The following is a 24,117-nucleotide window of genomic DNA, read 5'->3' as shown; positions in this document are numbered from 1 at the left end:
CACTACGCTGGCGGCATGCACCAGCCGATTCCCGACTTCTACGCCGTCATCCCCGCCGGGGGGATCGGGAGCAGGCTGTGGCCGCTCTCCCGCGCTGACGCGCCCAAGTTCCTGCACGACCTGACCGGCTCGGGCAACTCCCTGCTGCGCGACACCTGGGACCGACTGGAGCCGCTGTCCGGCCCGGACCGCATCGCGGTCGTCACCGGGCGCGCGCACCGCGCGGCGGTGGAGCGGGAGCTGCCGGCCATCCCCGACCGGAACGTCGTCCTCGAGTCGGAGCCCCGCGACTCGGCGGCCGCGATCGGTCTGGCCGCGGCGATCCTGTCGCGGCGGGAGCCCGACGTCATCATCGGCGCGTTCGCCGCCGATCACGTGATCCGCGGCACGCAGGTGTTCGAGTGGGCGGTGCAGCAGGCGGTGGCAGTCGCGCGCGAGGGCTACATCTGCACGATCGGAATCCAGCCCACGGAAGCGGCGGTCGGGTTCGGCTACATGCGCAAGGCAGGTGAACTGGTGGTGGCCGGCGCTCCCGAAGCGACGCTGGTCGAGAAGTTCGTGGAGAAGCCCGACCTGGAGACGGCCCGCGAGTATCTCGCCGACCGCTCCTACCTCTGGAACGCGGGCATGTTCATCTCGCGCGCCGACGTGCTGCTCGACGAGATCGCCGCGAACCAGCCGGAGCTGCACGCGGGGCTGATGGAGCTGGCCGCGGTGTGGGATGACCGCGATGCCCGCGGGCCGGTCGTGGACCGTGTGTGGCCGACGATCACCAAGATCGCGATCGACTACGCCGTCGCGGAGCCGGCGGCGGCCAAGGGACGGCTGGCCGTGATCCCCGGCCACTTCGACTGGGACGACGTGGGGGATTTCGCGAGCCTCGCGAAGCTCAACTCGCACGGACGCGGCAACGATCTGGCCATCCTGGGCGAGAACGCCAGGATCCTCGCGGATGCCTCCAGCGGCATCGTGGTGACGCAGACGCAGCGGATCATCAGCGTCATCGGCGTGAAGGACATCGTGATCGTCGATACCGAGGATGCGCTGCTGGTGACCACCAGCGAGCATGCGCAGCGCGTCAAGGGCGTCGTGGATGCGCTGAAGCTCACCGGTCGGGGCGACGTCCTCTGAGCGGACCAGCGACCCTCGCCGACCGGGGCCGATGTCGCCCCCGGTGCCCGCACGTGTTCAGCACATTGCGTCTTTGTAACCATTCCGTCCCGGACGGCGTTCTGATAGGTGAGCGCGTCGTCACACTGGGTAACTTGGGCTGTCGCCCGCGAAGTCCGCGGGGGCACCTTTGATGGAGGCGTGAGTTGACAATCTCTACCACCAAGAAGTTCGTCGGGGTAGTTGCCGCCGCCGGACTGCTCGTTGCCCTTGCCGGTTGCGGGTCGGCTCCCGAGCCGGCCGCCAGCGAGGATGGAGCCGCAGGCGGGGCCGTGGACGGCTTCAAGCCCTGCATGGTCTCCGACGCGGGCGGATTCGACGACAAGTCCTTCAACCAGCTCGGATTCGAGGGCCTCGAGGCCGCGTCCGATGAGCTCGGCGTCGAGTTCGTCACCGTGCAGTCCGACTCCGAGTCCGACTACGCACCCAACCTCACCAGCCTGATCGACCAGAACTGCACGCTCATCGTCACGGTGGGCTTCGCCCTCGCGTCGGCAGCAGGCGAGGCCGCCGTCGCCAACCCCGACATCGACTTCGTCTCGATCGACGACGTCGTCGACAACGACTTCGACGGTGAGACGGATGCCGAGAACATCAAGCCGATCATCTTCGACACGTCGCAGGCCGCCTTCCTGGCCGGCTACGCGGCAGCGTCGATCTCCGAGGCCAAGAAGGTCGGCACCTTCGGCGGGATGAACTTCCCCACCGTTTCGATCTTCATGGACGGCTTCGCTCAGGGCGTCGAGTACTGGAACGCCGAGAAGGGCGACAGCGTCCAGGTGCTCGGCTGGGATCGCGCCGCACAGGACGGCGTGTTCACCGGTGGCTTCACCGCCAACCAGGACGCGATCAACGCGGCCCAGGGTCTGGTCGACCAGGGCGTGGACGTGCTCCTGCCCGTCGGTGGCCCGATCTACCAGAGCGCCGCATCGGTGATCCGCGACTCCGGCCGCGACATCGCCCTGATCGGCGTGGACGCGGACGTGTTCGAGACCGACCCGACGGTGGCCGATCTGCTGCTCACCTCGATCCGCAAGACGATCGACGTCGGTGTCAACGAGGCCGTCCTCGCCGCCGGTGCCGGTGAGTTCGACGCCGAGCCGTTCATCGGAACGCTCGAGAACGAGGGCGTCAGCCTGGCGCCCTTCCACGACTTCGAGTCGAAGGTCTCGCCGGACCTGCAGGCGGAGCTGGACGCCATCGCGGCCGGCATCATCGACGGTTCGATCCCCGTCGAGTCCTACCTCGCCGGCTGATCTGCCGCACCGGAACGGGGAGGCTGGGCAACCAGCCTCCCCGTTCCCGTTCCCCCCAATGCACCTGAAGGCGCCTCTTACTAGGATCTGGAGCATGAAGCTCGAACTCCGCGGGATCACCAAGCGGTTCGGCACCCTCGTCGCGAACGACCACATCGACCTCGTTGTGGAGCCCGGAGAGATCCACTGTCTCCTGGGCGAGAACGGCGCCGGCAAGTCGACCCTGATGAACGTCCTCTACGGGCTGTACCGGGCTGACGACGGCCTCATCCTGCTGGACGATGTCGTGCAGAACTTCCAGGGCCCCGGCGACGCGATGCGCGCCGGTATCGGCATGGTCCACCAGCACTTCATGCTCATCCCGGTCTTCACCGTCGCCGAGAACGTCATGCTCGGTCATGAGGCGACCAAGGCCGGCGGCATCCTGGACCTGTCCACCGCGCGCGAACGCGTCCGGGAGATCTCCGCACGGTTCGGGTTCGACGTCGATCCCGACGCGCTCGTGGAGGATCTGCCGGTCGGCGTACAGCAGCGGGTGGAGATCATCAAGGCCCTCTCCCGGGACGCCCGGGTCCTCGTCTTCGACGAGCCGACCGCGGTCCTGACACCGCAGGAGACCGACGAGCTGATGGGCATCATGCGCCAGCTGAAGGAGTCCGGCACCTCGATCGTGTTCATCACCCACAAGCTGCGTGAGGTCCGTGAAGCCGCCGACCGGATCACCGTCATCCGCCTCGGCAAAGTCGTCGGCGAAGCGTCTCCGGGCGCGACGAACGCAGAGCTGGCCGAGCTCATGGTCGGTCGCTCCGTCGAGCTGACGGTGCGCAAGGACGTGCCCACGCTCGGCGAACGCTCGCTCATCGTGGATGGGCTGACCGTCATCGACGCCAAGGACCAGATCGTCGTCGACGATGTGAGCTTCGACGTCCGCGCCGGCGAGATCGTCGCGATCGCGGGCGTGCAGGGCAACGGGCAGACCGAGCTCACCGCGGCTCTGGTCGGCCTCGAGCACCGCGCCCGCGGATCCGTGACCCTCAACGGCGAGCAGTTGCTCGGCGCCAGCGTCCGGCGGATCCTGGACGAAGGCGTCGGCTTCGTTCCCGAGGACCGCCAGGAGCACGGTCTGGTGGCCGGCATGTCGATCGCCGAGAACCTCGTGCTCGATCGCACCACCGGGCCGCCGTTCGTCCGCGCAGGCAGCCTGCGCCTGGGCTACATCGCCGAGTTCGCCGCCGAGAAGTACCGGGAGTTCGACGTGCGCGCACCCAGCATCGAGGTTGCGGTCGGCACCCTCTCCGGTGGCAACCAGCAGAAGGTGGTGCTCGCCCGCGAGCTGAGCCGCGATCTCTCCCTCCTCGTCGCGGCCCAGCCCACGCGCGGCGTCGATGTGGGATCGATCGAATTCATCCACAAGCGCATCGTCGAAACCCGGGATGCCGGCATCCCCGTGGTGGTCGTCTCCACCGAGTTGGACGAGGTCACCGCGCTGGCGGATCGCATCATCGTGATGTATCGCGGCCGGATCATCGGCATCGTCCCGGGAGACACGCCGCGCGGTGTGCTGGGTCTGATGATGGCCGGCGAGGTCCCGACCGGCGAGGGAGTCGCCGCGTGAGCGAGGACCTGACGCACGGCGCCGTCATCGTCCCTCCGGGGATGCCGCCGCTGCAGCACACCACACCGCCCGAGGCGTCGAGGTGGCATACGACCTTCCTGCAGATCACCCAGGGGAACGCCCTGATCTCGGTGCTGGCCGTTCTGCTGGCACTGATCGTCGGCGGCATCATGATCGCCTTCACCGACGAGACCGTGCAGGAGGCGTCCGGCTACTTCTTCGCCCGTCCGCTGGATACGATCGCGGCGATCTGGCAAGCGGTCTCCGGGGCGTACATCGCCCTCTTCCAGGGCTCGATCTACAACTTCGGCGCACCCACGTTCGCCCGCGGCATCCGTCCTCTGACCGAGACGCTGACCTTCGCCACGCCCCTGATCGCGGCGGGTCTGGGCGTGGCGCTGGCCTTCCGCATCGGCATGTTCAACATCGGCGGACGCGGACAGATGCTGATGGCGTCGGCGGGCGCCGGCTGGGTCGCGTTCTCGCTCGACCTGCCCTGGGGCATCCACATGATCGTCGCGCTGATCGCCGGTCTGGCCGCCGGCGCGCTGTGGGCCGGGATCGCGGGAGCCCTCAAGGCGTGGACAGGTGCGCACGAGGTGATCGTCACGATCATGCTCAACTACGTGGCGTTCTACCTCATCTCGTGGATGCTGCGGACTCCGGGTCTGCTGCAGGCACCCGGCTCCAGCAACCCGAAGACCCCGCCGATGAAACCCACCGCGGTCTTCCCCGAGCTGTTCGGGCCGCAGTACAACCTGCACTTCGGGTTCATCCTGGTCATCCTCGCCACCGTGGTGGTGTGGTGGATCCTCAGCCGATCGAGCCTGGGCTTCAAGTTCCGTGCCGTCGGCGAGAACCCGCACGCCGCCCGGGTGGCCGGCATCAACGTCAAGAGCATGTACATCATCGGCATGCTCATCGCCGGCGCGCTGGTCGGATTGGCCGGCGTCAATCAGGTCCTCGGTACGATCACCACCGGATTCTCCGCCGACATCGACGCGGGCATCGGGTTCGACGCGATCACGGTGGCGCTGTTGGGTCGTTCCACCCCGTGGGGGACCTTCGCCGCCGGCATCCTGTTCGGTGCCTTCAAGGCAGGCGGCTTCGCGATGCAGGCCGCCGAGGGCGTCCCGATCGAGATCGTCACCGTCGTGCAGGCTCTCATCGTGCTGTTCATCGCCGCCCCGCCGCTAGTGCGCACGATCTTCTTCCTGCCCTCTCCGGAGCGCGACCAGCGCCGACGCGAGAAGGCGCGGGAGAAACAGCTCAAGGCCGAGGCCGGGGCGGTGATGAAATGACCGTCGCCGTCGATGGCGCGCTGATCGCGTCGACTCCGCCGAAGGCGGAGGTGCGCAGCTGGAAGGCGCCGATCGCGCTGGCGATCTTCACGGTCCTGTACGCGCTGCTGATCCTCGCCGCGCCGCGGGAAGGCGAGACCACGTTCCGCATCTCCACACAGGCCGATGCGCTGCAGCTGCCGGAGATCGTGCTGCCGGTGATCCTCACCACCTGGGTGGTGTTCGGACTCCTCGTCCTGCTGACGGCCGGCGCCGCCCTGCTGGTGCGCGGCTACCGGCGGGCACCGCTCTGGGTCATCGTCGCATACATCATCGTCGCGATCGTCGGATTCCTGACGTGGGCGGCCGCCGGCGAAGCGATCCCGGTCGCCGGGCTCCTGGCCGGTGCGGTCGCGCTGGCGATCCCGCTCATCTACGGAGCGCTGGCGGGCGTCATCGGCGAGCGCGCCGGTGTGGTCAACATCGCGATCGAGGGCCAGCTGCTGGCCGGAGCGTTCAGCGCCGCCGTCATCTCGACCCTCACCGGCCAGCCGCTCCTCGGTCTGGTGGCCGCCATGTTCGCCGGCGCGCTGGTCGCCGCGGTGCTGGCCGCGTTCGCGATCACGTACCTCGTCGATCAGGTGATCGTCGGCGTGGTGCTCAACGTCCTGGTGGTCGGGCTGACCAGCTTCTTCTACTCGCAAGTGCTGCAGCCGAATGCCGCGCTGCTCAACTCGCCCCCGCGATTCCCGCGGATCCCGATACCGATCCTGAGCGAGATCCCGGTGCTCGGACCCGTGCTGTTCCGTCAGACGATCATCGTGTACCTGATGTACATCGCGGTCGCGGTGGTCTGGTTCGCGATGTTCCGCACCCGTTGGGGACTGCGGCTGCGGGCGGTCGGCGAGCACCCGCAGGCTGCGGACACCGTCGGCATCAAGGTCAACGCGACGCGGTTCTGGAACGTGTTGCTGGCCGGCGCGATCGCAGGCCTCGGCGGCACCGTGTTCACGATCGGCAACGGCATCGCCTTCAACAAGGAGATGACCGCCGGCGCCGGATTCATCGCCCTGGCCGCGGTGATCTTCGGGCAGTGGGATCCGTTCAAGGCGACGTTGGCCGCGCTGCTGTTCGGGTTCGCCTCGAGCCTGCAGAACACCCTCAGCGTGATCGGCTCGCCCGTGCCCAGCGAGTTCATGCTGATGCTGCCCTACCTGGTCACGATCTTCGTCGTCGCCGGAGTCGTCGGCCGATCACGGGCACCCGCAGCCGACGGCGTCCCGTACATCAAGGGATGAGCTCCGCTCTTCCGCCTCGCTGGATGAGGCATCCGTTCCCAACCTGCACCGACCTTCCGGAGGACGCGCTGTGACCGACATCGACTGGGACGAACTGCGTGCGGCGGCGACCGCCGCCAAAGAGCTCGCCTACGTGCCCTATTCGCGGTTCAAGGTCGGCGCGGCCGCCCTGGTCTCGGACGGCCGGATCGTCTCGGGGTGCAACATCGAGAACGCCTCGTATGGCGTGACGCTGTGCGCGGAGTGCTCGCTGGTCAGCGACCTGTTCATGTCCGGCGGCGGCAAACTCGTCGCCTTCGTCTGCGTCGACGGGCAGGGGCGCACTCTGATGCCGTGCGGGCGCTGCCGTCAGCTGCTGTACGAACACGCCATCCCGGGGATGCTGCTGGAGACGGTGTCCGGCATCCGCACGATCGACGAGGTCCTGCCCGACGCGTTCGGCCCGCGGGACCTCGAAGAGGCCTCACGATGAGCAGCACCTCGCCTGCAGGCGGGGTCGAGCCGTTCGACGCGGTCGACGTCATCCGGATCAAGCGCGACGGCGGGGATGTTCCCGACGACGCGCTGCGGTGGATGGTGGACGCCTACACGCGCGGCTACGTCGCGGACGCGCAGATGGCCGCCTTCGCGATGGCCGTGCTCCTGAACGGCATGAGCCGCGGCGAGATCAGCGTGCTCACGGACGCGATGATCGCCTCGGGGGAGCGGATGAGCTTCGCCGGCCTGGGCAAGCCGACCGTCGACAAGCACTCCACCGGCGGCGTGGGCGACAAGATCACCCTGCCCCTGGCGCCGCTGGTGGCCTCGTTCGGCGTCGCAGTGCCACAGCTGTCCGGCCGCGGGCTGGGGCACACCGGCGGCACGCTGGACAAGCTCGAGTCGATCTCGGGCTGGACCGCCGCGCTCACCAACGACGAGCTGTTCGACCAGCTGCGCGAGGTGGGCGCCGTCATCTGCGCGGCGGGGTCCGGACTGGCCCCGGCGGACAAGAAGCTCTACGCGCTGCGCGATGTCACCGGGACGGTGGAGGCGATACCGCTGATCGCCTCCAGCATCATGTCCAAGAAGATCGCCGAGGGCACCGACGCGCTCGTCCTGGATGTGAAGTTCGGCTCCGGTGCGTTCATGCAGGACATCGAGAGGGCGCGCGAGCTGGCGCGCACGATGGTCGCGCTCGGGACCGACTCGGGAGTGTCGACCACCGCGCTGCTGACCGATATGAACACGCCGCTCGGCCTGGCGATCGGCAACGCGAACGAAGTGCGCGAGTCGGTCGAGGTGCTCGCCGGCGGCGGACCCGCCGATGTGGTCGAGCTCACCGTGGCACTCGCCCGTGAGATGCTCGCCCTCGCCGGGCAGCCGGACGCCGATGTCGAGGCGGCGCTGGCGGACGGGCGCGCGATGGACACGTGGCGTGCGATGATCCGCGCGCAGGACGGCGATCCGGATGCCGCGCTCCCGCGTCCGCGGGAGACCTCCACCGTCACCGCGACGCAGGCCGGATTCGTCACCCGCATGGATGCCCTGCCCTTCGGCATCGCCGCGTGGCGGCTCGGTGCCGGCCGTGCCCGGGCCGAAGACCCCGTGATGCACGCCGCGGGCATCGACCTGCACGTCAAACCCGGCGACCGGGTCGCCCCCGGCCAGCCGCTGTTCACGCTGCTGGGACACGACGCCGGGCGCTTCGAGCGTGCCCTGGCCGCCCTCGAAGGGTCGTGGGAGATCGGGGCCGACGCCCCGGACCCCCGCCCGCTCGTGCTCGAGAGGATCACCGCGTGAGGCGCGGCATCCACTCATGAGTCCGACCCAGACCACCCCCATCAGACGCCCGTCCACCACCGGAAGCGCGCCGGATCTCCGGCGCTAGGAGACTCACATGTCGATCGATCAGCACGGCGACACCAACCTGCAGGGCGCCTCGATCCGGCGCCTGCCCAAGATCTCGCTGCACGACCACCTGGACGGCGGCGTGCGCCCGCAGACCATCCTCGAGCTCGGCGACGCCATCGGCCTCGCGCTGCCCGAGACCGAGGGCGAGGCGCTCGCCGGCTGGTTCGCCGACAAGAGCGACTCTGGCTCCCTCGTGGAGTATCTGAAGACGTTCGATCTAACCACCGCGGTGATGCAGACCGCAGAGGGATTGACCCGGGTTGCGCGCGAGTTCGTCGAGGACCTCGCCGCGGACGGGGTGATCTACGGCGAGGTGCGGTGGGCTCCGGAGCAGCATCTGACCCGCGGGCTCTCGCTCGAAGAGGCCGTCGAGGCGGTGCAGACCGGCATCGAGGAGGGCGAGGAGGCCGCCGAGCAGGACGGGCACGACATCCGGGTCGGTCAGCTCATCACCGCGATGCGCCAGACCGATCGTTCGCTGGAGATCGCGGAGCTGGCCGTGTCCTGGCGCGGCCGGGGCGCCGTCGGGTTCGACATCGCCGGTCCCGAAGAGGGCTTCCTGCCCTTCCGGCACCGGGTCGCGTTCGACTACCTGGCCTCGCAGTTCTTTCCGACGACGGTGCATGCGGGCGAAGCCGCGGGGCTGGACTCGATCCGCTCCGCCATCATCGACGGCCGCGCGGTGCGCCTCGGGCACGGGGTGCGGATCGCCGAGGATCTCGATGTGGTCTCGCGCGAGGGCGACGAGGTGCTCGTGCACTTCGGCGACCTGGCGCGCTGGGTGCGGGACCGGGAGATCACGCTGGAGCTCTCGCCGACTTCGAACCTGCAGACCGGCGCGGTCGGGCAGTGGGGCGAAGAACTGGCTGACCACCCGTTCGACCTGCTGTACCAGCTCGGCTTCTCGGTGACCGTGAACGTCGACAACCGCACGATGAGCCGGACCTCGCTGACCCGCGAGCTGGCGCTGCTGGCCGAGACGTTCGATTACGACCTGGATGACCTCGAGACGTTCCAGCTGAACGCCGCGGCCGGCGCCTTCCTCCCGATCGAGGAGCGGGAGGAGCTCATCGAGCTGATCGCGGAGGGCTTCGAGCAGTAGGCCGCGCCCGGGTGCGTCCCTCTGTCCCGGCGACTCCTGTCCCCGGCATCTGTGTCCCGGCATCCCCGCCCAGGCATCCGTGTCCCACTTGTGCAGGGGATAGCCGGCGTGTCGCATGCTGAAGCGGGACATCGGTAGCCGAGGGGCGTCCTCCCCAGCGCGGCGAGGTGCCGCCGGTGTCCACAGGATGCCGGCGCGCGCCCGGTCGGGCGGCACGATCGGCTGAGATCGGGGGATGCTGCGACCGAGCCCCCTCCCCGTCGAACTGTCCGGGCAGCCGTTCACGGTGGGTGTCGCGCGTGAGCTCGGCGTCGGCCGCGGGCGACTCGCCGGTTCCGATCTGGGCCGCCCTTTCCACGGCGTGCGCACCCCGGACGCGTTCTTCGCCGACAGCGACGATCCGCTTGTGCTGATGTGCCTCCAGTACGCGCCGAGGCTGGCGCCCTGGCAGTTCTTCTGGGGCGAGACTGCGCTCGCGCTCGTCGGACTGCCCACCCCGCGGTGGCCGCACCGAGTGGGGCTGCACGTCGCGGCGCACCGGCCGGCTCGCGAACCGCGCACGCAGGGGGTGATCGGTCACCGACTCCAGGTGCGCGAGCCGGCGATCGTGGTGCATGCCGGCATGCCGTTGGAGCATCCCGTCCGGGCGTGGCGGCAGGCCGGCAGCCTCTGGCGCCACGACGACCTGGTGGTCGCTGCGGACGCCATCGTCCATCAGGGCTGGGGCACCGTCGAGGAGCTCAGGGACGAGGTCCGCATGCTCCGCGGCCGGTCCGCGACGACGATGCGTTCAGCCCTGAACCACGTCCGAGCCGGTGTCGAGTCCCCGGAGGAGACCCGCCTGCGCTTGCTGATCGTACGCGCCGGCCTGCCGGAGCCCGAGGTGAACTGGATCCTCCGCGACGCGTACGGCCGGGCGATCGCGCGCCTGGACCTGGCCTACCGGCGCTGGCGCGTCGCGGTCGAGTACGACGGGCGGGTCCACGCGGAGGATGTCCGGCAGTTCGAGCGCGACGCCGATCGGTGGAGCGCGATCCGCCGTGCGGGGTGGCGGCACGTTCGCATCCTGCGGCATCACATGCGCGGCGATCGGCCGACCGCCGTCGCGCTCGTGCGGGAGGCGCTGCACGAGGCAGGCTGGCGCCCCTGACCCGGCGGACCCGGCATCCCTCGGCCCCGCGCCCTTCGCCCCGGTGTCCCACTTGCGCATCCGACGCCCGGCGTGTCGCCTGCCGAAGTGGGACACGGGACACGGGACACGGGACACGGGACAGCGAGGACGGCGAGGACGCCGGGGCGGCGGACAGTCAGGCCACTCGGCGCGGGACCGGGGATGCCGCGACCGGGGCGGCGGTCAGGCGCGGGCGACGCCGGGATGAGTGGCGAGGTACTCCTCGAACGCCTCGCGGCTGGTCCGCGTGGGCGTGAAGCCGAAGTCGCGCTTGAGCGCATCGTTCGCGAGCACCGGGCGGTACCGGAGGAAGCCGACCTGCTCGGGTCCGTGGACCGTGAGATGCAGCATCCGGCCCACGCGCAGGGCGAAGCCGAGCACCCCGGCCGGGACGGTCAGCACCGGCTTGCCCAGTCGGGCGGCGATCTCGCGCACGGTGACCCTGCCGTCGCCGGCGACGTTGTAGATCCCCGGGGGTCCGTCGGTGGCCGCCCGCGCCATCGCCGCCGCGACATCGTCCACCCAGACGAACACGAACGGAGACTGCGATCCGCGGACGGCCAGCACGCGCGGTCCGTCCCAGAGCGCGGTGATCTGGTTGCGGACGGTGGGGCCGAGGATGGTGCCGATGCGGAAGACCACCTGCTCGAGGCCGGGGTGGGACACCCGCGCCTCGGCGAGCATCTCCTCCACCAGCCGCTTGTGCCGGGAGTAGGGGAACTCCTCGCTGCCGCGGACCGGGTCGGACTCCCGCAGCCACTCCGGGCTGTCCGCATGGTACCCGTAGGCCGCTCCGGACGATGAGACCACGATCCGCCGCACCCCGGTCGCGACGCACGCGTCCAGGACGTGGCGCGATCCGTCGACGTCGACGCGGTACTCCATCTCCGCGTCCCGGCCGGGGCTGACGATCGCCGCCAGATGCACGACGACGTTGATGGCATGCCGTTGCATCAGCAGAGCCAGTCCGGCCGATCGGGTCACGTCGCAGTCGTCGTAGACCACGCCCTCCAGCGGATGCTCGGGGCGCCGGACGTCCCCGGCGACGACGAGCTCGACGTCGGGGTGAGTGACCAGAGCCGCGGCCACGTGCGAGCCGAGGAACCCCGCGCCGCCGGTGACCAGTGCGCGCACGCTCACGGTGTCGCCTCGGATGCCGGATCGGGCGCCCCGGCATCCGATCGTGCGCTGTCGCCGTGCCGGGTCGCATCGCCCTTCGTCGAGCCGGTGCGCCGCTTGGTGTGGATCGCCCACAGCGAGGCCACGAGCAGTCCGGCGATGATGTCCCAGACGCCCCACCAGCCGGCGACGATGGCCATGCCGCCGAGCCCGCCGAAGAACGTGAACACCAGTCCCAGCCCGAGCCCGGCGTTGCGGATGCCGACCTCGAAAGTCATCGCCTTGCGCTCGCGGGTTCCGAGGCCACCGACCACCGCCGTGCCGTACCCGATGGCGAGGGCGACAGCGTCGTGGACGGCGACGACTGCCAGGATCACGCCGAGGAACGCGATGAAGTACGCCCAGTTGCCGGCGAGAGCGGCCACGATGAAGCCGACCAGCGCCAGCAGCGAGAACCACTTGACGAACGGCTGCACCTTCGCGGCGAACCCGGCGAAGCGGGCCCGGATCGCCAGGCCCAGCAGGAACGGCAGCCCGATGATCAAGAAGACATCCAGCAGCATCTGCCACGGGTTGAGCTCGACCGCCGTGAGCAGAGTCCGGGCGGTCGGATGCAGCGAACCCCAGAACGCGACGCTGAGCGGGAGCGCGACGATGTAGAGCAGGTTGCCGACCGCGGTCATCGACACCGACAGCGCGACGTTGCCGCCGGAGCGGTGCGTGAGCACCTGCGAGATGTTCCCGGGTGGGCAGCAGGCCACGAGGATCATCCCGAGCGCCATCGACGCGGTCACCGGGAGGATCAGGGTCAGCCCGAAGGTGACCGCCGGCAGCACCACCAACTGGGCGAGGATCGCGATGACGAAGGGCTTCGGCTTGCGGGCCACGACCCTGAAGTCCTCGACGGAGGTGTCCAGCGCGATCCCGAACATGATGAGCCCGAGCACGACGTTCAGGATGACCAGCGTGCCGGGGGTGAAGTTCAGGACGACATCGTCGATGTTCATGCGGAGGTCCTCTTCCTCGAGCGGCGCGGCGCGGGCGTCCGCCGGCTGACCGGACCGTCCCGCCGGGACGGCGTCGCAGCCGGGCCGCCCAGGAAGTCCCGGGCGGAGCGGACGGCGCGACGGTAGGCGTCCTTGTTGACGTAATAGGACATCCGCGCCAGGGCCAGGTAGTGGTAGCCCCCGCTCAGGTCCGGCCACGGCCGCTCGGCGACCCGTCGGCGGAATTCGGCAGCGCGATCGGGGCGCTGCGCGACCGCGGTCAGGTATTCCGCGATCAGCTCGGCCTGTTCGTAGCGGCCCTGCCAGCCGATCCCGGAAGCCTCGATCATCCCCATCACGTACAGCCCGTTGAAGGCGGGCGGGAAGACATGCAGGTACAGCTCGGGCGCGAAGCCGTGCCAGTTCAGGTGCGTGCGATCCACGAACGGGTAATCCAGCGTGTATCCGGTCGCCAGGAGGACCACGTCATAGTCCCCGCTGGACCCGTCCCGGAAGTGGACCGTGGATCCGTCGAATCGATCGATGTCCGCTCGCACGTCCAGATCGCCCTGTCCCAGGTGGTTGAGGATCAGCGTGTTGACGATCGGATGCGACTCGTACAGCCGGTAGTCCGGTCGCGGGAAGCCGAAGCGCACCGGATCGCCGGTGAACGCGCGCAGGACGCGGGTGTCCACGAACTGCTTGATCCGCGCCGGCAGCGGCCGGCCCTGATTGAGGGTGTCCGACGGGCGGCCGAACAGGTAGCGGGGCACGAAGTAGTAGCCGCGGCGAACGCTCATATCCACGGATGCCGCGTGGTGGACCGCGTCCACCGCGATGTCGCAGCCGGAATTGCCCGCGCCGATGATGAGCACCCGCTTGCCAGCGAGCTGCTTCGCATCCTTGTACGCGCTGGTATGCAGCAGCTCACCGGTGAACTCACCGCGGAAGGACGGGATGTTCGGCTCGGCGAGCGTGCCGTTGGCGAGGATCACGCCGTCGTAGTGCTGCTCGAGCTGACCCGAGAGGCCTTCGGCCCGAAGCATCCAGCGCCCGTGTTCGTCCCGGTCCAGCCCGACCACGCGCGTGTCGAAGCGGAAGTGCCCGGTCAGACCGAAGCGGTCCGCGAAGTCGCGGAAGTAGCGCAGCAGCGCGCGGTGGCCGGGGTAGTCGGCCGTGGAGTCCATCGGGAACTCGCTGAACTCGGTCGTGGTGCGCGAGGAGATCAGATGCGCAGACTCGTACATCGTGGACCGCGGGTTCTGGATATCCCACAGCCCCCCGACGCCCCGCCCGGCCTCGAAGCCGTCGAAGGCGATGCCCGCCTTGCTCAGTGCGCGCGCCGCTGCCAATCCGGACGGGCCGGCCCCGATGACGGCATACCGCAGGTCCTGCATCGCACCCCCAGTCGCGCGGGCTCCGATGCCCGCGCAGCCTCTCGATGCTAGACCAGCTCCGCCTGCCGCGCCGCCACGATCGCCTCCACCCGCGGGAACAGCGGGTGCTCCGGCTCCAGACCGGTCACCGAACCGGTGACGGATGCCGCATCCTGCTCCCGCAGCATCCGCTGCAGGTCGACGGATTGCGCATCCTCGGGGTCCTCGAACGACAGCGCGGCGGCCATCGCGTCGAGCAGGCCGTCCACCGGCAGACCGCGCTCAGCCGATTCGGCCGCCGGCCCTACGAAGCGTTCGTGACGCGACAGCTTGCGCAGCGGCTGCCGTCCGACGCGCCACACCGTGTCCGGAAGCGCCGGATTGCGGAAGCGGTGCAGGATCGTGGCCCGGTAGGTCGCGAGATCCTCGGGCTCGAACTCGTGCTTCGCCACCAGCAGCGCTGAAGTCTCCTCCAGCGCCGCGGACACCCGCGCGGCGATGCTCTCGTCGGACAGCGCCGCCGAGATGGTCTCCACCCCCGCGCGGGCGCCGAAGTACGCCGCCGCGGCGTGCCCGGTGTTCACCGTGAAGAGCTTGCGCTCGATGTACGGCGCCAGGTCATCGACGAAATGCGCACCGGGGATGGTGGGCGGATCGTCGCCGAACGGCGCCCGTTCGATGGCCCACTCGAAGAAGGGCTCCACCGTCACGTCCACGCCGGCCCCCGCGGGCTGGCCGGGCACGATCCGGTCCACGGCGGTGTTCGCGAAGACGGCCCGGCCGGCCAGCGCGTCCCACGCGTCCCCGGCCAAGTCGGCGATCTCGTCGCGGAGGAGATCCGTGGCGTTGATGGCGTTCTCGCACGCCATGATCTGCAGCGGGGGAGAGGACGGGTCGCGCAGGGCGAGGCCGGCCACGATATGCGGTGCGATGAACTTCAGGATGGTGGGCCCGACGGCCGTGGTGACCACGTTCGCGCCCGCGACCTCTTCGATCACCTCGTCAGGGTGGGTCGCGCTGTTGACGGCCCGGAAGCCCGTGACCACCGTGTCGCGCCCGCCCTCGCCGACCTCGTGGACGGTGTACTTCGAGACCGCGTTGATCGCCTGGACGAGCGGCGCGGCGACGTCCGAGAACACCACCTCGTAGCCGCCCTCGTGCAGCAGGAGCCCGACGAAGCCGCGTCCGATGTTGCCGGCCCCGAAGTGCACGGCCTTCATCACACGCCCGCCGCGGCGACGAGCGAGTACAGCTCCTCGGGGTCCTCCGCCCGTTTCAGCTTCTCCACCTCGTCCTCGTCGGAGAACAGGATCGCGATCTGGGAGAGGATCTCCAGATGCTCGTCGCCCTTGCCTGCGATGCCGACGACGAAGGTCACCGGTTCGCCACCCCAGTCCACACCCCCGTCGTAGCGCACCACCGAGAGCGCCGAGCCCAGGATGGTGTGCTTGGTCTCGTTGGTGCCGTGCGGGATCGCCAGTTCGTTGCCCATGTAGGTCGAGACCGTCTCCTCCCGCTGCTGCATCGCGTCGAAGTACGCGCTGGTGACCGCACCGGCCGCCTGGAGGATGTCCGCTGCCTCCTTCATCGCCTCTTCGCGGGTCGCGCTGCCGGAGTGGATCCGGACCTGGCCGAGGCTCAGGACATCACGTGCCATGGGTGTTCGCCTTTCGTCGGGGTGCTGGCGTACGAAGGCCGCGGAGCCGGGGGCGTCACGCCGCCCGACTCCGCAGCGGTCTCAGCGCCTACTGTCCATCCTTGTGCTGGTCCTGCACCAGGTCTACGACCTCCTCGTACTTCGGCGAGTTCATGAAGTTGTCGACGGAGATGTGGATCGCATCCGGCGTCTTCTGCCGTGCTCGGTCCGTGAGCTGGTTCTGCGTGATCACCAGATCGGCCGAGGAGTCCAGATTCGCGATCGCCTTGTTCACGACCGTGACCCCCTCGATGCCCGCCTTCTTGATCTTGTTGCGCAGCACGCTCGCGCCCATCGCCGACGAACCCATGCCGGCGTCGCAGGCGAACACGATGTTCTTGACCTGCTTGGTGGTCAGGATGCCGCCGCTGAGCGCGCCGTCGGTCGAGCGGGCCGTCTCGGCCTCGTCGTAGGCGGCCTCGGCGTCGCGCTCGGCCCGGGCGTCCTTTCCGGCGCTGGCGCGGAGTCCGGCCAGTGCCGCCGACTCCTTGCCCTTGTTCGCCTCGGTCTGCGCGATGGCTGCGCTGAGGTCACCGTCCAGGCCGGCCTCCAGGTCGCGCTTGCGCGTGGAGCGGAGGATGACCGCGGTGATCAGGAAGGTCACCGCCGCGGCGAGCACCACCGAGAGGTAGACCACCAGCAGGTTGCCGATCCCGCCGGCGGCGGGTCCGGCTGCGGCGGCGGTCACGGCGATGATGCTGCCCGGGGCGGCCGGGAAGGCCAGCCCGCCGCCGAGCACCATGTTCGTGGCCACGCCGGTGGCGCCACCGGCGATCAAGGCCAGGATCGTCATCGGCTTGCTCAGGGCGTACGGGAAGTAGATCTCGTGGATGCCGCCGAAGAACTGGATGATGATTGCCCCGGGTGCCGAGGCCTTGGCCATTCCGACGCCGAAGAACGAGAAGGCCAGCAGCAGCCCCACACCGGGGCCGGGGTTGGCCTCGATCAGGAACAGGATCGACTTGCCGGTCTCGGCGGCCTGCTCGATGCCCAGCGGCGTGAAGACCCCGTGGTTGATGGCGTTGTTCAGGAACAGCACCTTGGCCGGCTCCACGATGATCGACAGCAGCGGCAGCAGGTTCAGTGACACCAGCCAGGCCACAGCCCCACCCAGGGCCGTGCTGATGCCGAGCACGGCGGGGCCGAAGACGAAGAAGCCGACGATCGCCAGCAGCATGCCCAGGATGCCGGCTGAGAAGTTGTTCACCAGCATCTCGAAGCCGGGCCGGATCTTCCCGTCCCACAGCCTGTCCATCTGCTTGGTGATCCAGGCCGCCAGCGGACCCATGATCATCGCACCGAGGAACATCGGGATGTTGGTGCCGACGATCACGCCCATCACGGCGATCGAGGCCACCACGCCGCCGCGCTCGCCGTAGACCATGCGGCCGGCGGTGTTCGCGATGAGGAGGGGGAGGAGGTAGGTGACCATCGGGCCGACCAAGCCGACGTACTGCGGGAACGTGGCGCCGTCGGCTTCGGCCAGTGCCGTCATGGCGCCTTCCCAGCCGATGTCCGCGGCGTTGCCGAAGCCGCCGAGCATGTTGGCGACCGGATACCACTGTCCCAGCCAGCCGACCGAGATGAAGAGCATGGTGACGAAGCCCCATGCGATGAATGCGGCGATGTTCGGCATGATCATGCCGGACAGGAAGGTGCCGAAGCGCTGGACTCCGATCCTCGCCCGGTTTCCGCCCGATACGGGCGTAGACGTCGTTGTCATAGCTGTGTCTCTTTCTCTTTCTCGGTGGGAGTGGCCGCGGCGTCTTGCGCTGCGGTTCGGGCGGTCGCCGCGTCGTCCGCGGCGAGGGCTGCCTCGGCGATGGCTCTGGCATGGTCGAGCGAGTGTTCCAGGAGCGCGGCGCGCACGTCGGCGATCGCGGTGGGGGCCATCGACAGGCTGGTCGCGCCGAGTCCGACCAGGACCACCGCAAGGAGCGGGTCGGCGGCGGCTTCGCCGCAGATGCCGACGGGCTTGCCGTGGATGCGGCCGGCATCGCCCACTTCACGGATCAGCCGCAGCACGGCGGGGTTCCACGGATCCTGAAATGCCGCCACCGAGCCGAGCAGCCGGTCTGCGGCGAGCGTGTACTGCGTCAGATCGTTCGTGCCGATCGAGGCGAAGTCAGCGTCCACGAGGATGCGGTCGGCCAGCAGCGCCGAGGAGGGCACCTCGACCATCACTCCGGCTGTGCGGATGCCGTAGTCGCGGGCGATCGCGGTGAAGTAGCGGGCCTCCTCGACGGTGGCGACCATCGGCGCCATCACCCAGAGATCGGCTCCCCCGCCCGGGGCAGCCCGGGTCGCGGCATCCGCTTCGGCGAGCGCAGTGAGCTGCTCGCGCAGGATGTCCTCGCTGGCGCGCAGTGCCCGCAGCCCGCGCAGACCCAGCGCCGGGTTCTCCTCGTGCGCATCGTTGAGGAAGGGCAGCGGCTTGTCGGCTCCGGCATCCAGTACCCGCACCACCACCTTCTTGCCCGGGAAAGCCGACAGCAGCGCCTCGTACGACACCCGCTGCTGCTCGATCGTGGGAGCGCTGTTGGAGCTGAGGAAGAGGAACTCGGTGCGGAACAGGCCGACGCCCTCGGCGCCCAGCGCGACGGCCTCCGCCGCCCCGGCGGGATTGCCCAGGTTCGCCAGCAACGGGATGGGCGTGCCGTCGGCGAGGGCTCCGGGGGTGATCGGGGCGGATGCGGCGGAGGCGCGGGCGGCCGCGCGATTCTGCGCCCGCTCCAGCTCCTCCGCGCTGGGCTGCGTCGTGACGACGCCGGCCGCGGCATCCACGATCACCGTCTCGCCGTCGACCAGGCCGGTCGCCCCGACCGCGCCGACGACCGCGACGATGGATTTCTCCCTGGCCAGGATCGCGGTGTGCGAGGTGGGTCCACCCTCGGTGGTGATCAGGGCGAGCACCTTGTCCAGGTCCAGCAGCGCGGTATCGGCCGGCGCGAGGTCTTTCGCGACGAGCACGAACGCGTGCCCCGGGTCGGGCACGCCGGGAGCGGGAAGGCCGCGCAGCCGGGCGATGACGCGCTGTGCGACGTCGTCCAGGTCCGCGGCGCGCTCGCCGAGGTATCCGCCCATCGCCGTCAGCGTGTCCCGGAATGACGCGAATGCGTCGTGGACGGCGAACTCGGCGGTCATCCCGGCGGCGATTCGGGTGTCGATCTCCGCCTCGAGGCTGGGGTCCTCGGCCATCATGGCCTGCGCCTCCAGCACGTCCCGCGCGGCACCGCCGGCCTGCGCGCCGCGCTGCTCGAGCTCCCGTGCGACGCCGGTGACAGCATCCCGGACCCGCGTGGTCTCCTCACCCGGGCTCAGCGTGCTCGGGGTGTCGGCCGGTGCCGGCAGCGGCTCGGCCATCCGGGCGACGGGTCCCTGCGCCACGCCCAGCCCGATTCCCACGCCCCGCAACTCCGTCATGATCGTCCCTCTCTCGGCTCGCTCATCGGCTACTGGGCATCGTGATCGGTGGAGAGCAGATCGCTCAGCCGGTCCAGCGTGGACTCCGCGCCCTCGCCCTCGGCGGTCAGGGTCACGTAGTCGCCCTGTTCGATCCCGAGCGCGATCACACCGAGGATGCTCGCCGCGTTCACCGGGCTGCCGGCATCCTTCGAGATCGTGACCGGGATGCCGGAATCCTTGGCCGCCTGGGCGAAGAGCTTCGCCGGCCGTGCGTGCAGGCCGTGCGCGGATCCGATTCGGACGGTCCGGGTCGTCGGGGGCATCTCAGTCCTCTTCCTGTCGAACGGCGGTGGTGGTGGCCGGCGCGGGTGCCGTGGCAGCGAGCGGCATCGTGCTCGCCGGAGCGGCGTCCTCGCCCAGGCCGATCGCCGCGTGCACGAGGGCGAGCGTGCGCGTGCCGTCCAGGTCGGTGAAGATGTCCGGCGGCAGCAGCACCACCGTGGTGCCGCGGCTGGCGGCGTCGCGCTCGATGCCGGCGATGGCGTGGCTCAGGTGCGGCCCGACCAGGACCACATCGGCCGCGTCCAGGTCGATCGGCAGCGACTTCTCGGTTCCCGCGAAAGCCGCGTAGGGGAGGCCGCGGTCCTGCGCGGCGTGGCGAACGCGCTGAGCGACGAAGGTGCTGGACGCACCTGCACCGCAGACAACCAAGATCCGCATCGACCGGCCTCCTGCGTCCATTCTTGTGAAAACGCTGTGAGCCGACAACCACGCAACTTTCCGGAGGGGCGGAAAGGAGGGATCGGCATCATCGCTGGGCCGGGGGCCGCCGCCGCGTGGTTGACTGGCCGCGAACCATCGCATCGATGCGCAAGGGGACGACGTGACCAGAGCGAGACAGGATCGTCTTCTGGGACTTCTCTCGCGGGACGGGGACTGGGTCACGGCCGCCGCGCTGGCGGACGCCCTCGGAGTCACACCCCGCAGCATCCGCTCCTACGTGACGGCCATCAATTCGCGTGTTCCCGATGGACTGGCCGTCGAATCGGGTCCGCAGGGATACCGGGCCGGACCGGAGGCCGCCGTCGCCCTGCGCGTGCCCGGCACCGCAGAGGGCGGAACGGCCCGCGACCGGCTGCACACCCTCGTTCGCGCGCTGCTCGACGCGGAGGACGGCGTGGACGTGTTCGAGACAGCAGCCGGACTCCACGTCAGCCCGGCGACGCTGGAGGCCGACCTCGCCCGCGTGCGCGGCCTGCTCGGAGGCACCGAGCTGACCCTGGAGCGGTCGGCGTCTCAGGCGCGGCTGCGCGGCACCGAGATGGCGCAGCGGCGCCTGCTCAGCAGGCTGGCGCACGACGAGATGGATGCCGGATCGTTCGACCTGGACGCCCTGCGGCGCACGCTGGGTGAGGGCTCCGTGGGCGCGCACGCCTTCGGTCCGTTCAAGACCGAGCTGGTCGCCGAACTGGGTGCCCTCGGATACTTCGTCAACGAGTTCGGCATCTCCGATGTCGTGATGCACATCGCGATCGCGGCGGACCGGGTGGGGCGGGACCGCGCGCTGGAAGGCACCGCGGGCGAGGTGCGTCCCGCGCAGCAGGAGGTCGCGGCGATCCTCGGGCGGCTCGTCCAGCAGCACCTGGGCGTCAGTCTCGGAGCCGGGGATCTGCAGCATCTGTCGACCCTCGTGCTGACCCGGGTGGTCGCGCCCGGCGCGTCCGTGCCGTCCGATCACGCGCGCTCGCGCCTGGATCCGGACGTGGAAGCGGCCGTGCGCGAGGTGGTGGAGACGGCCGCGGCCGAGTTCCTCGTCGACATCGCGCACGAGGACTTCATCCTGCGCCTCGCTCTGCACGTGCAGAATCTGCAGCATCGCGCCCGGGAGCAGGCGTGGTCGCGCAATCCGCTCACGAAGTCGCTGAAGTCGACGTACCCGATGATCTTCGAGGTGGCCGTCTTCATCGCGAGCGGCCTGCAGCAGCGGCTCGGCATCCCTCTCCTGGACGACGAGATCGCGTACATCGCCATGCACGTCGGCGGCCGGCTCGAGCGCAGCCGGCGCGCGGACCAGCTGCTGACCGCCACCATCGTGTGCCCGGGGTACTACGAACTGCACGAGCTCCTGCGCTCGAGCGTGGACCGTTCGCTCGGGCAGTCGATCGAGGTGGTCGGCGTGGAGACCCGCGTGGATCCGGACTGGGACACGATCGACACCGACCTGGTGCTGACGACCATCGAACCGGCCGTCGTCGGGGACCGGTTCGTCCGGATCCAGCCCTTCCTGACCGACGCCGACGTGGACCGGGTCCAGACCGCTGCGGCGCGGATCCGTCGGTCGCGGCGGCTGGCGCGGCTGCGCAAGGAGCTGGAGCGCTATTTCGTTCCGTCGGCGTTCGTGCACGGGCTGGATGCCGAGGCCGGCGAGGAGGGTGTGATCCGGCGGCTGGGCGCACCCCTGGTGGCCGAGGGCATCATCGATGAGGACTACATCGAGCGGACGATCGAGCGCGAACGACTGTCCTCCACCGCCTTCACCGACGCCCTGGCCGTCCCGCATGCGCTGGGCATGACCGCGACCCGAACGGCCATCGCGGTGGGCATCGCCGACCCGTCGATCCCCTGGGGCGAGGGCCGCGTGCAGGTGGTCGCGGTCGTGGCGTTCTCGGAGACCGATCGCGAAGCGTTCCAGACGGTCTTCGAGCAGTTCGTGGAGGTGTTCTCCGAGCGGGACAGCGTCCACCGGATCGTGCGTCGCAGCACGACCTTCGCGGGCTTCCTGGACGAGCTCGTCGCCGTCATCGACGGGTGACGGCCCGCTCGCCTGTCGCGTTCTGCGGTGTGCTTGGCGTGTCGTGACGGGGGAGCGGAAGGCGCCGCGGGGGACGCTTGCTCGCCTGTCGCGTTCTGCGGTGTGCTTGGCGTGTCGTGACGGGGGAGCGGTGGGGCCGGGGGTGGCGCCTGCTCGCCTGGCGCGTTCTGCGGTGTGCTTGGCGTGTCGTGACGGGGGAGCGGAAGGCGCCGGGGGTGACGCCTGCTCGCCTGTCGCGTTCTGCGAGTCTGCGCGGCGTGTCGTGACGGGGGAGCGGAAGGGGGAGCGAAAGGGGGCGCGGGCGGAGGGGTGGGGGTCGGATGCCGCGCCCGCGGCCTCAGGAACTCAGCCGCAGCGCAGCCCACAGTTCGGCGCGAACGGGGAACGAGCCGAGGTCCAGACCCAGCACGCGCTCGGCCGCCGCGATCCGTGCGCGGACGGTGTGCCGGTGCACGCCGAGGGCGCGAGCGGAAGCCTCGTGCGAGCAGTCGTTCGCCAGCCACGCGCGCACGGTCTCGCGCAGGGCGGTGTTGTGCTCGAGGTCGTGCCGCACCAGCGGCGCGAGGGCCGCGTCGGCGACGGTGCGGGCCTCGGGCGAGGGCGGGACGGACAATACGCCGGTGCCGACGGCGTCGCGGAAGCGCGAGACGCGCCCGTCGCCGCGATCGCGGGCGAGACGGGCCTGATCGACGCCGCCGGAGAACGCGTCGTACGCGGCCGGGTCCGAGACCCCGATGTGAACCTCGAATCGCTCGGCGAGCTCCTCCAGCAGGTCGGCGTCGGCGGCGTTGACCACCAGCACCAGGCCGTCCTCGCCGCGACCGAAGAACAGTCGCCCGCGCCGCTGATCCGCACGCAGCTCCAGCCACTCCCGCACGGCGTCGCGCCGGGCGGCCGCGGCGTCCGTCATCGCCACCAGCACCGGCGGTGCGGGCAGCCCGCCCCACAGATCGCGGGCGATGCGCCGGGCAAGGGTCGGATCGTCGCTGCGCAGCGCGTGCACGAGACCGGCGCGCAGGAGCGTGCGGGCGCGATCCATTCCCTGCTGCTGCTCGAGTGCGAGCCCCGCCATCGCCACGACGGCGGTGACCACACCGCGCCCCTCCTGATCCAGATCGGCGGCGGACATCGCGATCACTCCGCGCAGGTGCCCGCCGCGTCCGAGCGTCTGCAGCGTGAAAGCGGTGCCGCGGATGCGCAGCGACGATCCGGCCCGCGCGCCGCGGCGCAGCACCGCACCGACCTCGGAGCGCAGCTCCTCCGCCACGGCGGGCTCCAGCGCGCCGGGGTGCTCGCGGGTCAGCGAGCCGGCGCCGTCGAACAGCCCGACCCACGCATCCAGCTGCCGCGCGAGCTCGGCCAGGGTCGCTCCCAGCCCGTCCGGCCGCAGCGCAGCGAGCGAGATCGCGCGCTGCGCAGCGAGTGCCCAGCTTCGTCGCGCGTAGGACTGCGCGGCGATCGCCTCCGCCCCGGCCCGGGCGACCGCGATGAACGGAGTGCGGTACGGCACCTCGAACAACGGCATCCGCAGCGCGCGGCACGCCTCCACCAGCAGCGGCGGAATCCCGTCGCGCACCACTTCCGTGCCGAAACCGAGACCGATCACTCCGCGCGCGGACAGCCGGCTCACGTACTCGCGGTACACGGCGGGGTCGTCCGCAGCATCCTGGAACTGCGTCCCGGTGGTCAGCAGCGCGAGCCCCTCGGACAGGAACGGCGTGGGATCGGCGAGGTCCGAGCTGTGCACCCAGCGCAGCGGCCGATCCAACGCGCCCTCGGCGAGCGCAGCGCCGTCCCCCTCCAGTCGGAGCCGCAGATCCCCTCGCGCCAGCAGCGCGCGCAGCGTGGGAGTGTCGGCCGTCTGCACAGGGCTCCGATCGGTGTACGGGACGTACGGTGGTTACCTTCAGAATGTACAGCGCGGAGCATGCGTGCGCGGCA

At 70.1% G+C, this 24,117-nt stretch carries 20 protein-coding genes; 10 read left to right on the top strand and 10 right to left on the bottom strand.

The genetic code is table 11. The features are described 5' to 3' along the window. Positions 1 to 15 precede the first annotated feature (15 nt). The 9 genes from NQ152_RS10725 (at position 16) to NQ152_RS10685 (ending at position 10,761) form a co-directional block, all read left to right on the top strand. The gene (locus tag NQ152_RS10725; RefSeq protein WP_257503069.1) at positions 16 to 1,131 is read left to right on the top strand and encodes a mannose-1-phosphate guanylyltransferase; all 1,116 of its coding nucleotides are present in this window, start codon (positions 16 to 18) and stop codon (positions 1,129 to 1,131) included. A gap of 185 nt (positions 1,132 to 1,316) precedes the next feature. After that, on the top strand, positions 1,317 to 2,426 hold the full coding sequence (locus tag NQ152_RS10720; RefSeq protein WP_257523968.1) for a BMP family protein: 1,110 nt from the start codon (positions 1,317 to 1,319) through the stop codon (positions 2,424 to 2,426). A 94-nt stretch (positions 2,427 to 2,520) separates the two neighbouring features. After that, on the top strand, positions 2,521 to 4,041 hold the full coding sequence (locus NQ152_RS10715; RefSeq protein WP_257523967.1) for an ABC transporter ATP-binding protein: 1,521 nt from the start codon (positions 2,521 to 2,523) through the stop codon (positions 4,039 to 4,041). A gap of 41 nt (positions 4,042 to 4,082) precedes the next feature. Further along, positions 4,083 to 5,342 (top strand): ABC transporter permease, encoded by a 1,260-nt coding sequence (locus NQ152_RS10710; RefSeq protein WP_257503241.1) that lies wholly within the window; start codon positions 4,083 to 4,085, stop codon positions 5,340 to 5,342. Next, positions 5,339 to 6,619 carry an ABC transporter permease gene (locus tag NQ152_RS10705; protein WP_257503066.1) on the top strand — a complete coding sequence of 427 codons (1,281 nt, stop codon included), beginning with the start codon at positions 5,339 to 5,341 and terminating at the stop codon, positions 6,617 to 6,619. Before NQ152_RS10710 ends, NQ152_RS10705 begins: the two co-directional genes overlap by 4 nt. Before the next feature lie 70 nt (positions 6,620 to 6,689). Beyond that, positions 6,690 to 7,091 (top strand): cytidine deaminase, encoded by a 402-nt coding sequence (locus NQ152_RS10700; protein ID WP_257503065.1) that lies wholly within the window; start codon positions 6,690 to 6,692, stop codon positions 7,089 to 7,091. Beyond that, positions 7,088 to 8,398 (top strand): thymidine phosphorylase, encoded by a 1,311-nt coding sequence (locus NQ152_RS10695; protein WP_257523966.1) that lies wholly within the window; start codon positions 7,088 to 7,090, stop codon positions 8,396 to 8,398. Before NQ152_RS10700 ends, NQ152_RS10695 begins: the two co-directional genes overlap by 4 nt. Before the next feature lie 97 nt (positions 8,399 to 8,495). Beyond that, positions 8,496 to 9,611: an adenosine deaminase gene (locus NQ152_RS10690; RefSeq protein ID WP_257523965.1), complete on the top strand. Its 1,116-nt coding sequence runs from the start codon at positions 8,496 to 8,498 to the stop codon at positions 9,609 to 9,611. Positions 9,612 to 9,846: 235 nt separating this feature from the next. Then, positions 9,847 to 10,761 (top strand): hypothetical protein, encoded by a 915-nt coding sequence (locus tag NQ152_RS10685; RefSeq protein WP_257523964.1) that lies wholly within the window; start codon positions 9,847 to 9,849, stop codon positions 10,759 to 10,761. A gap of 204 nt (positions 10,762 to 10,965) precedes the next feature. Here NQ152_RS10685 and NQ152_RS10680 read toward each other — a convergent pair whose 3' ends face one another. From NQ152_RS10680 to NQ152_RS10640, 9 genes are all read right to left on the bottom strand, one after another. Then, positions 10,966 to 11,922, bottom strand: coding sequence for an SDR family oxidoreductase (locus tag NQ152_RS10680; protein WP_257523963.1), 957 nt, complete (start codon positions 11,920 to 11,922; stop codon positions 10,966 to 10,968). Continuing rightward, positions 11,919 to 12,908 carry a bile acid:sodium symporter family protein gene (locus tag NQ152_RS10675; RefSeq protein WP_257523962.1) on the bottom strand — a complete coding sequence of 330 codons (990 nt, stop codon included), beginning with the start codon at positions 12,906 to 12,908 and terminating at the stop codon, positions 11,919 to 11,921. The genes NQ152_RS10680 and NQ152_RS10675 overlap by 4 nt, the downstream gene beginning before the upstream one ends. Further along, positions 12,905 to 14,284, bottom strand: a complete 1,380-nt coding sequence (locus tag NQ152_RS10670) for an NAD(P)/FAD-dependent oxidoreductase (protein WP_257523961.1) — start codon at positions 14,282 to 14,284, stop codon at positions 12,905 to 12,907. Before NQ152_RS10670 ends, NQ152_RS10675 begins: the two co-directional genes overlap by 4 nt. 47 nt (positions 14,285 to 14,331) lie before the next feature. Continuing rightward, positions 14,332 to 15,483, bottom strand: a complete 1,152-nt coding sequence (locus NQ152_RS10665; RefSeq protein WP_257523960.1) for a mannitol-1-phosphate 5-dehydrogenase — start codon at positions 15,481 to 15,483, stop codon at positions 14,332 to 14,334. Then, on the bottom strand, positions 15,483 to 15,920 hold the full coding sequence (locus NQ152_RS10660; RefSeq protein WP_257503058.1) for a PTS sugar transporter subunit IIA: 438 nt from the start codon (positions 15,918 to 15,920) through the stop codon (positions 15,483 to 15,485). Before NQ152_RS10660 ends, NQ152_RS10665 begins: the two co-directional genes overlap by 1 nt. A gap of 88 nt (positions 15,921 to 16,008) precedes the next feature. After that, positions 16,009 to 17,682 carry a PTS mannitol transporter subunit IICB gene (locus NQ152_RS10655; RefSeq protein WP_257503057.1) on the bottom strand — a complete coding sequence of 558 codons (1,674 nt, stop codon included), beginning with the start codon at positions 17,680 to 17,682 and terminating at the stop codon, positions 16,009 to 16,011. Beyond that, entirely contained in the window at positions 17,679 to 19,382 is a 1,704-nt protein-coding gene (gene ptsP, locus NQ152_RS10650; protein ID WP_257523959.1) for a phosphoenolpyruvate--protein phosphotransferase, read from the bottom strand. Before ptsP ends, NQ152_RS10655 begins: the two co-directional genes overlap by 4 nt. Positions 19,383 to 19,411: 29 nt before the next feature. Further along, complete coding sequence (locus NQ152_RS10645; protein ID WP_257503055.1) at positions 19,412 to 19,687, bottom strand: HPr family phosphocarrier protein; 276 nt, start codon at positions 19,685 to 19,687, stop codon at positions 19,412 to 19,414. Between the two features lies 1 nt (position 19,688). Then, entirely contained in the window at positions 19,689 to 20,084 is a 396-nt protein-coding gene (locus NQ152_RS10640; protein WP_257503054.1) for a PTS sugar transporter subunit IIB, read from the bottom strand. Between the two features lie 163 nt (positions 20,085 to 20,247). Here NQ152_RS10640 and NQ152_RS10635 point away from each other — a divergent pair, with 163 nt between their 5' ends. Further along, positions 20,248 to 22,176: a PTS sugar transporter subunit IIA gene (locus tag NQ152_RS10635; RefSeq protein ID WP_257523958.1), complete on the top strand. Its 1,929-nt coding sequence runs from the start codon at positions 20,248 to 20,250 to the stop codon at positions 22,174 to 22,176. Between the two features lie 337 nt (positions 22,177 to 22,513). Here NQ152_RS10635 and NQ152_RS10630 read toward each other — a convergent pair whose 3' ends face one another. Next, positions 22,514 to 24,043, bottom strand: a complete 1,530-nt coding sequence (locus NQ152_RS10630; protein ID WP_257523957.1) for a PucR family transcriptional regulator — start codon at positions 24,041 to 24,043, stop codon at positions 22,514 to 22,516. Positions 24,044 to 24,117: the final 74 nt, after the last annotated feature.

The sequence above is a fragment of the Microbacterium sp. zg.B48 genome (assembly GCF_024623505.1).
Classification (GTDB): Bacteria; Actinomycetota; Actinomycetes; order Actinomycetales; family Microbacteriaceae; genus Microbacterium.
The sequence above is the reverse complement of the archived record's forward strand: the minus strand, read 5'-3'. Positions and strand labels throughout refer to the sequence as shown.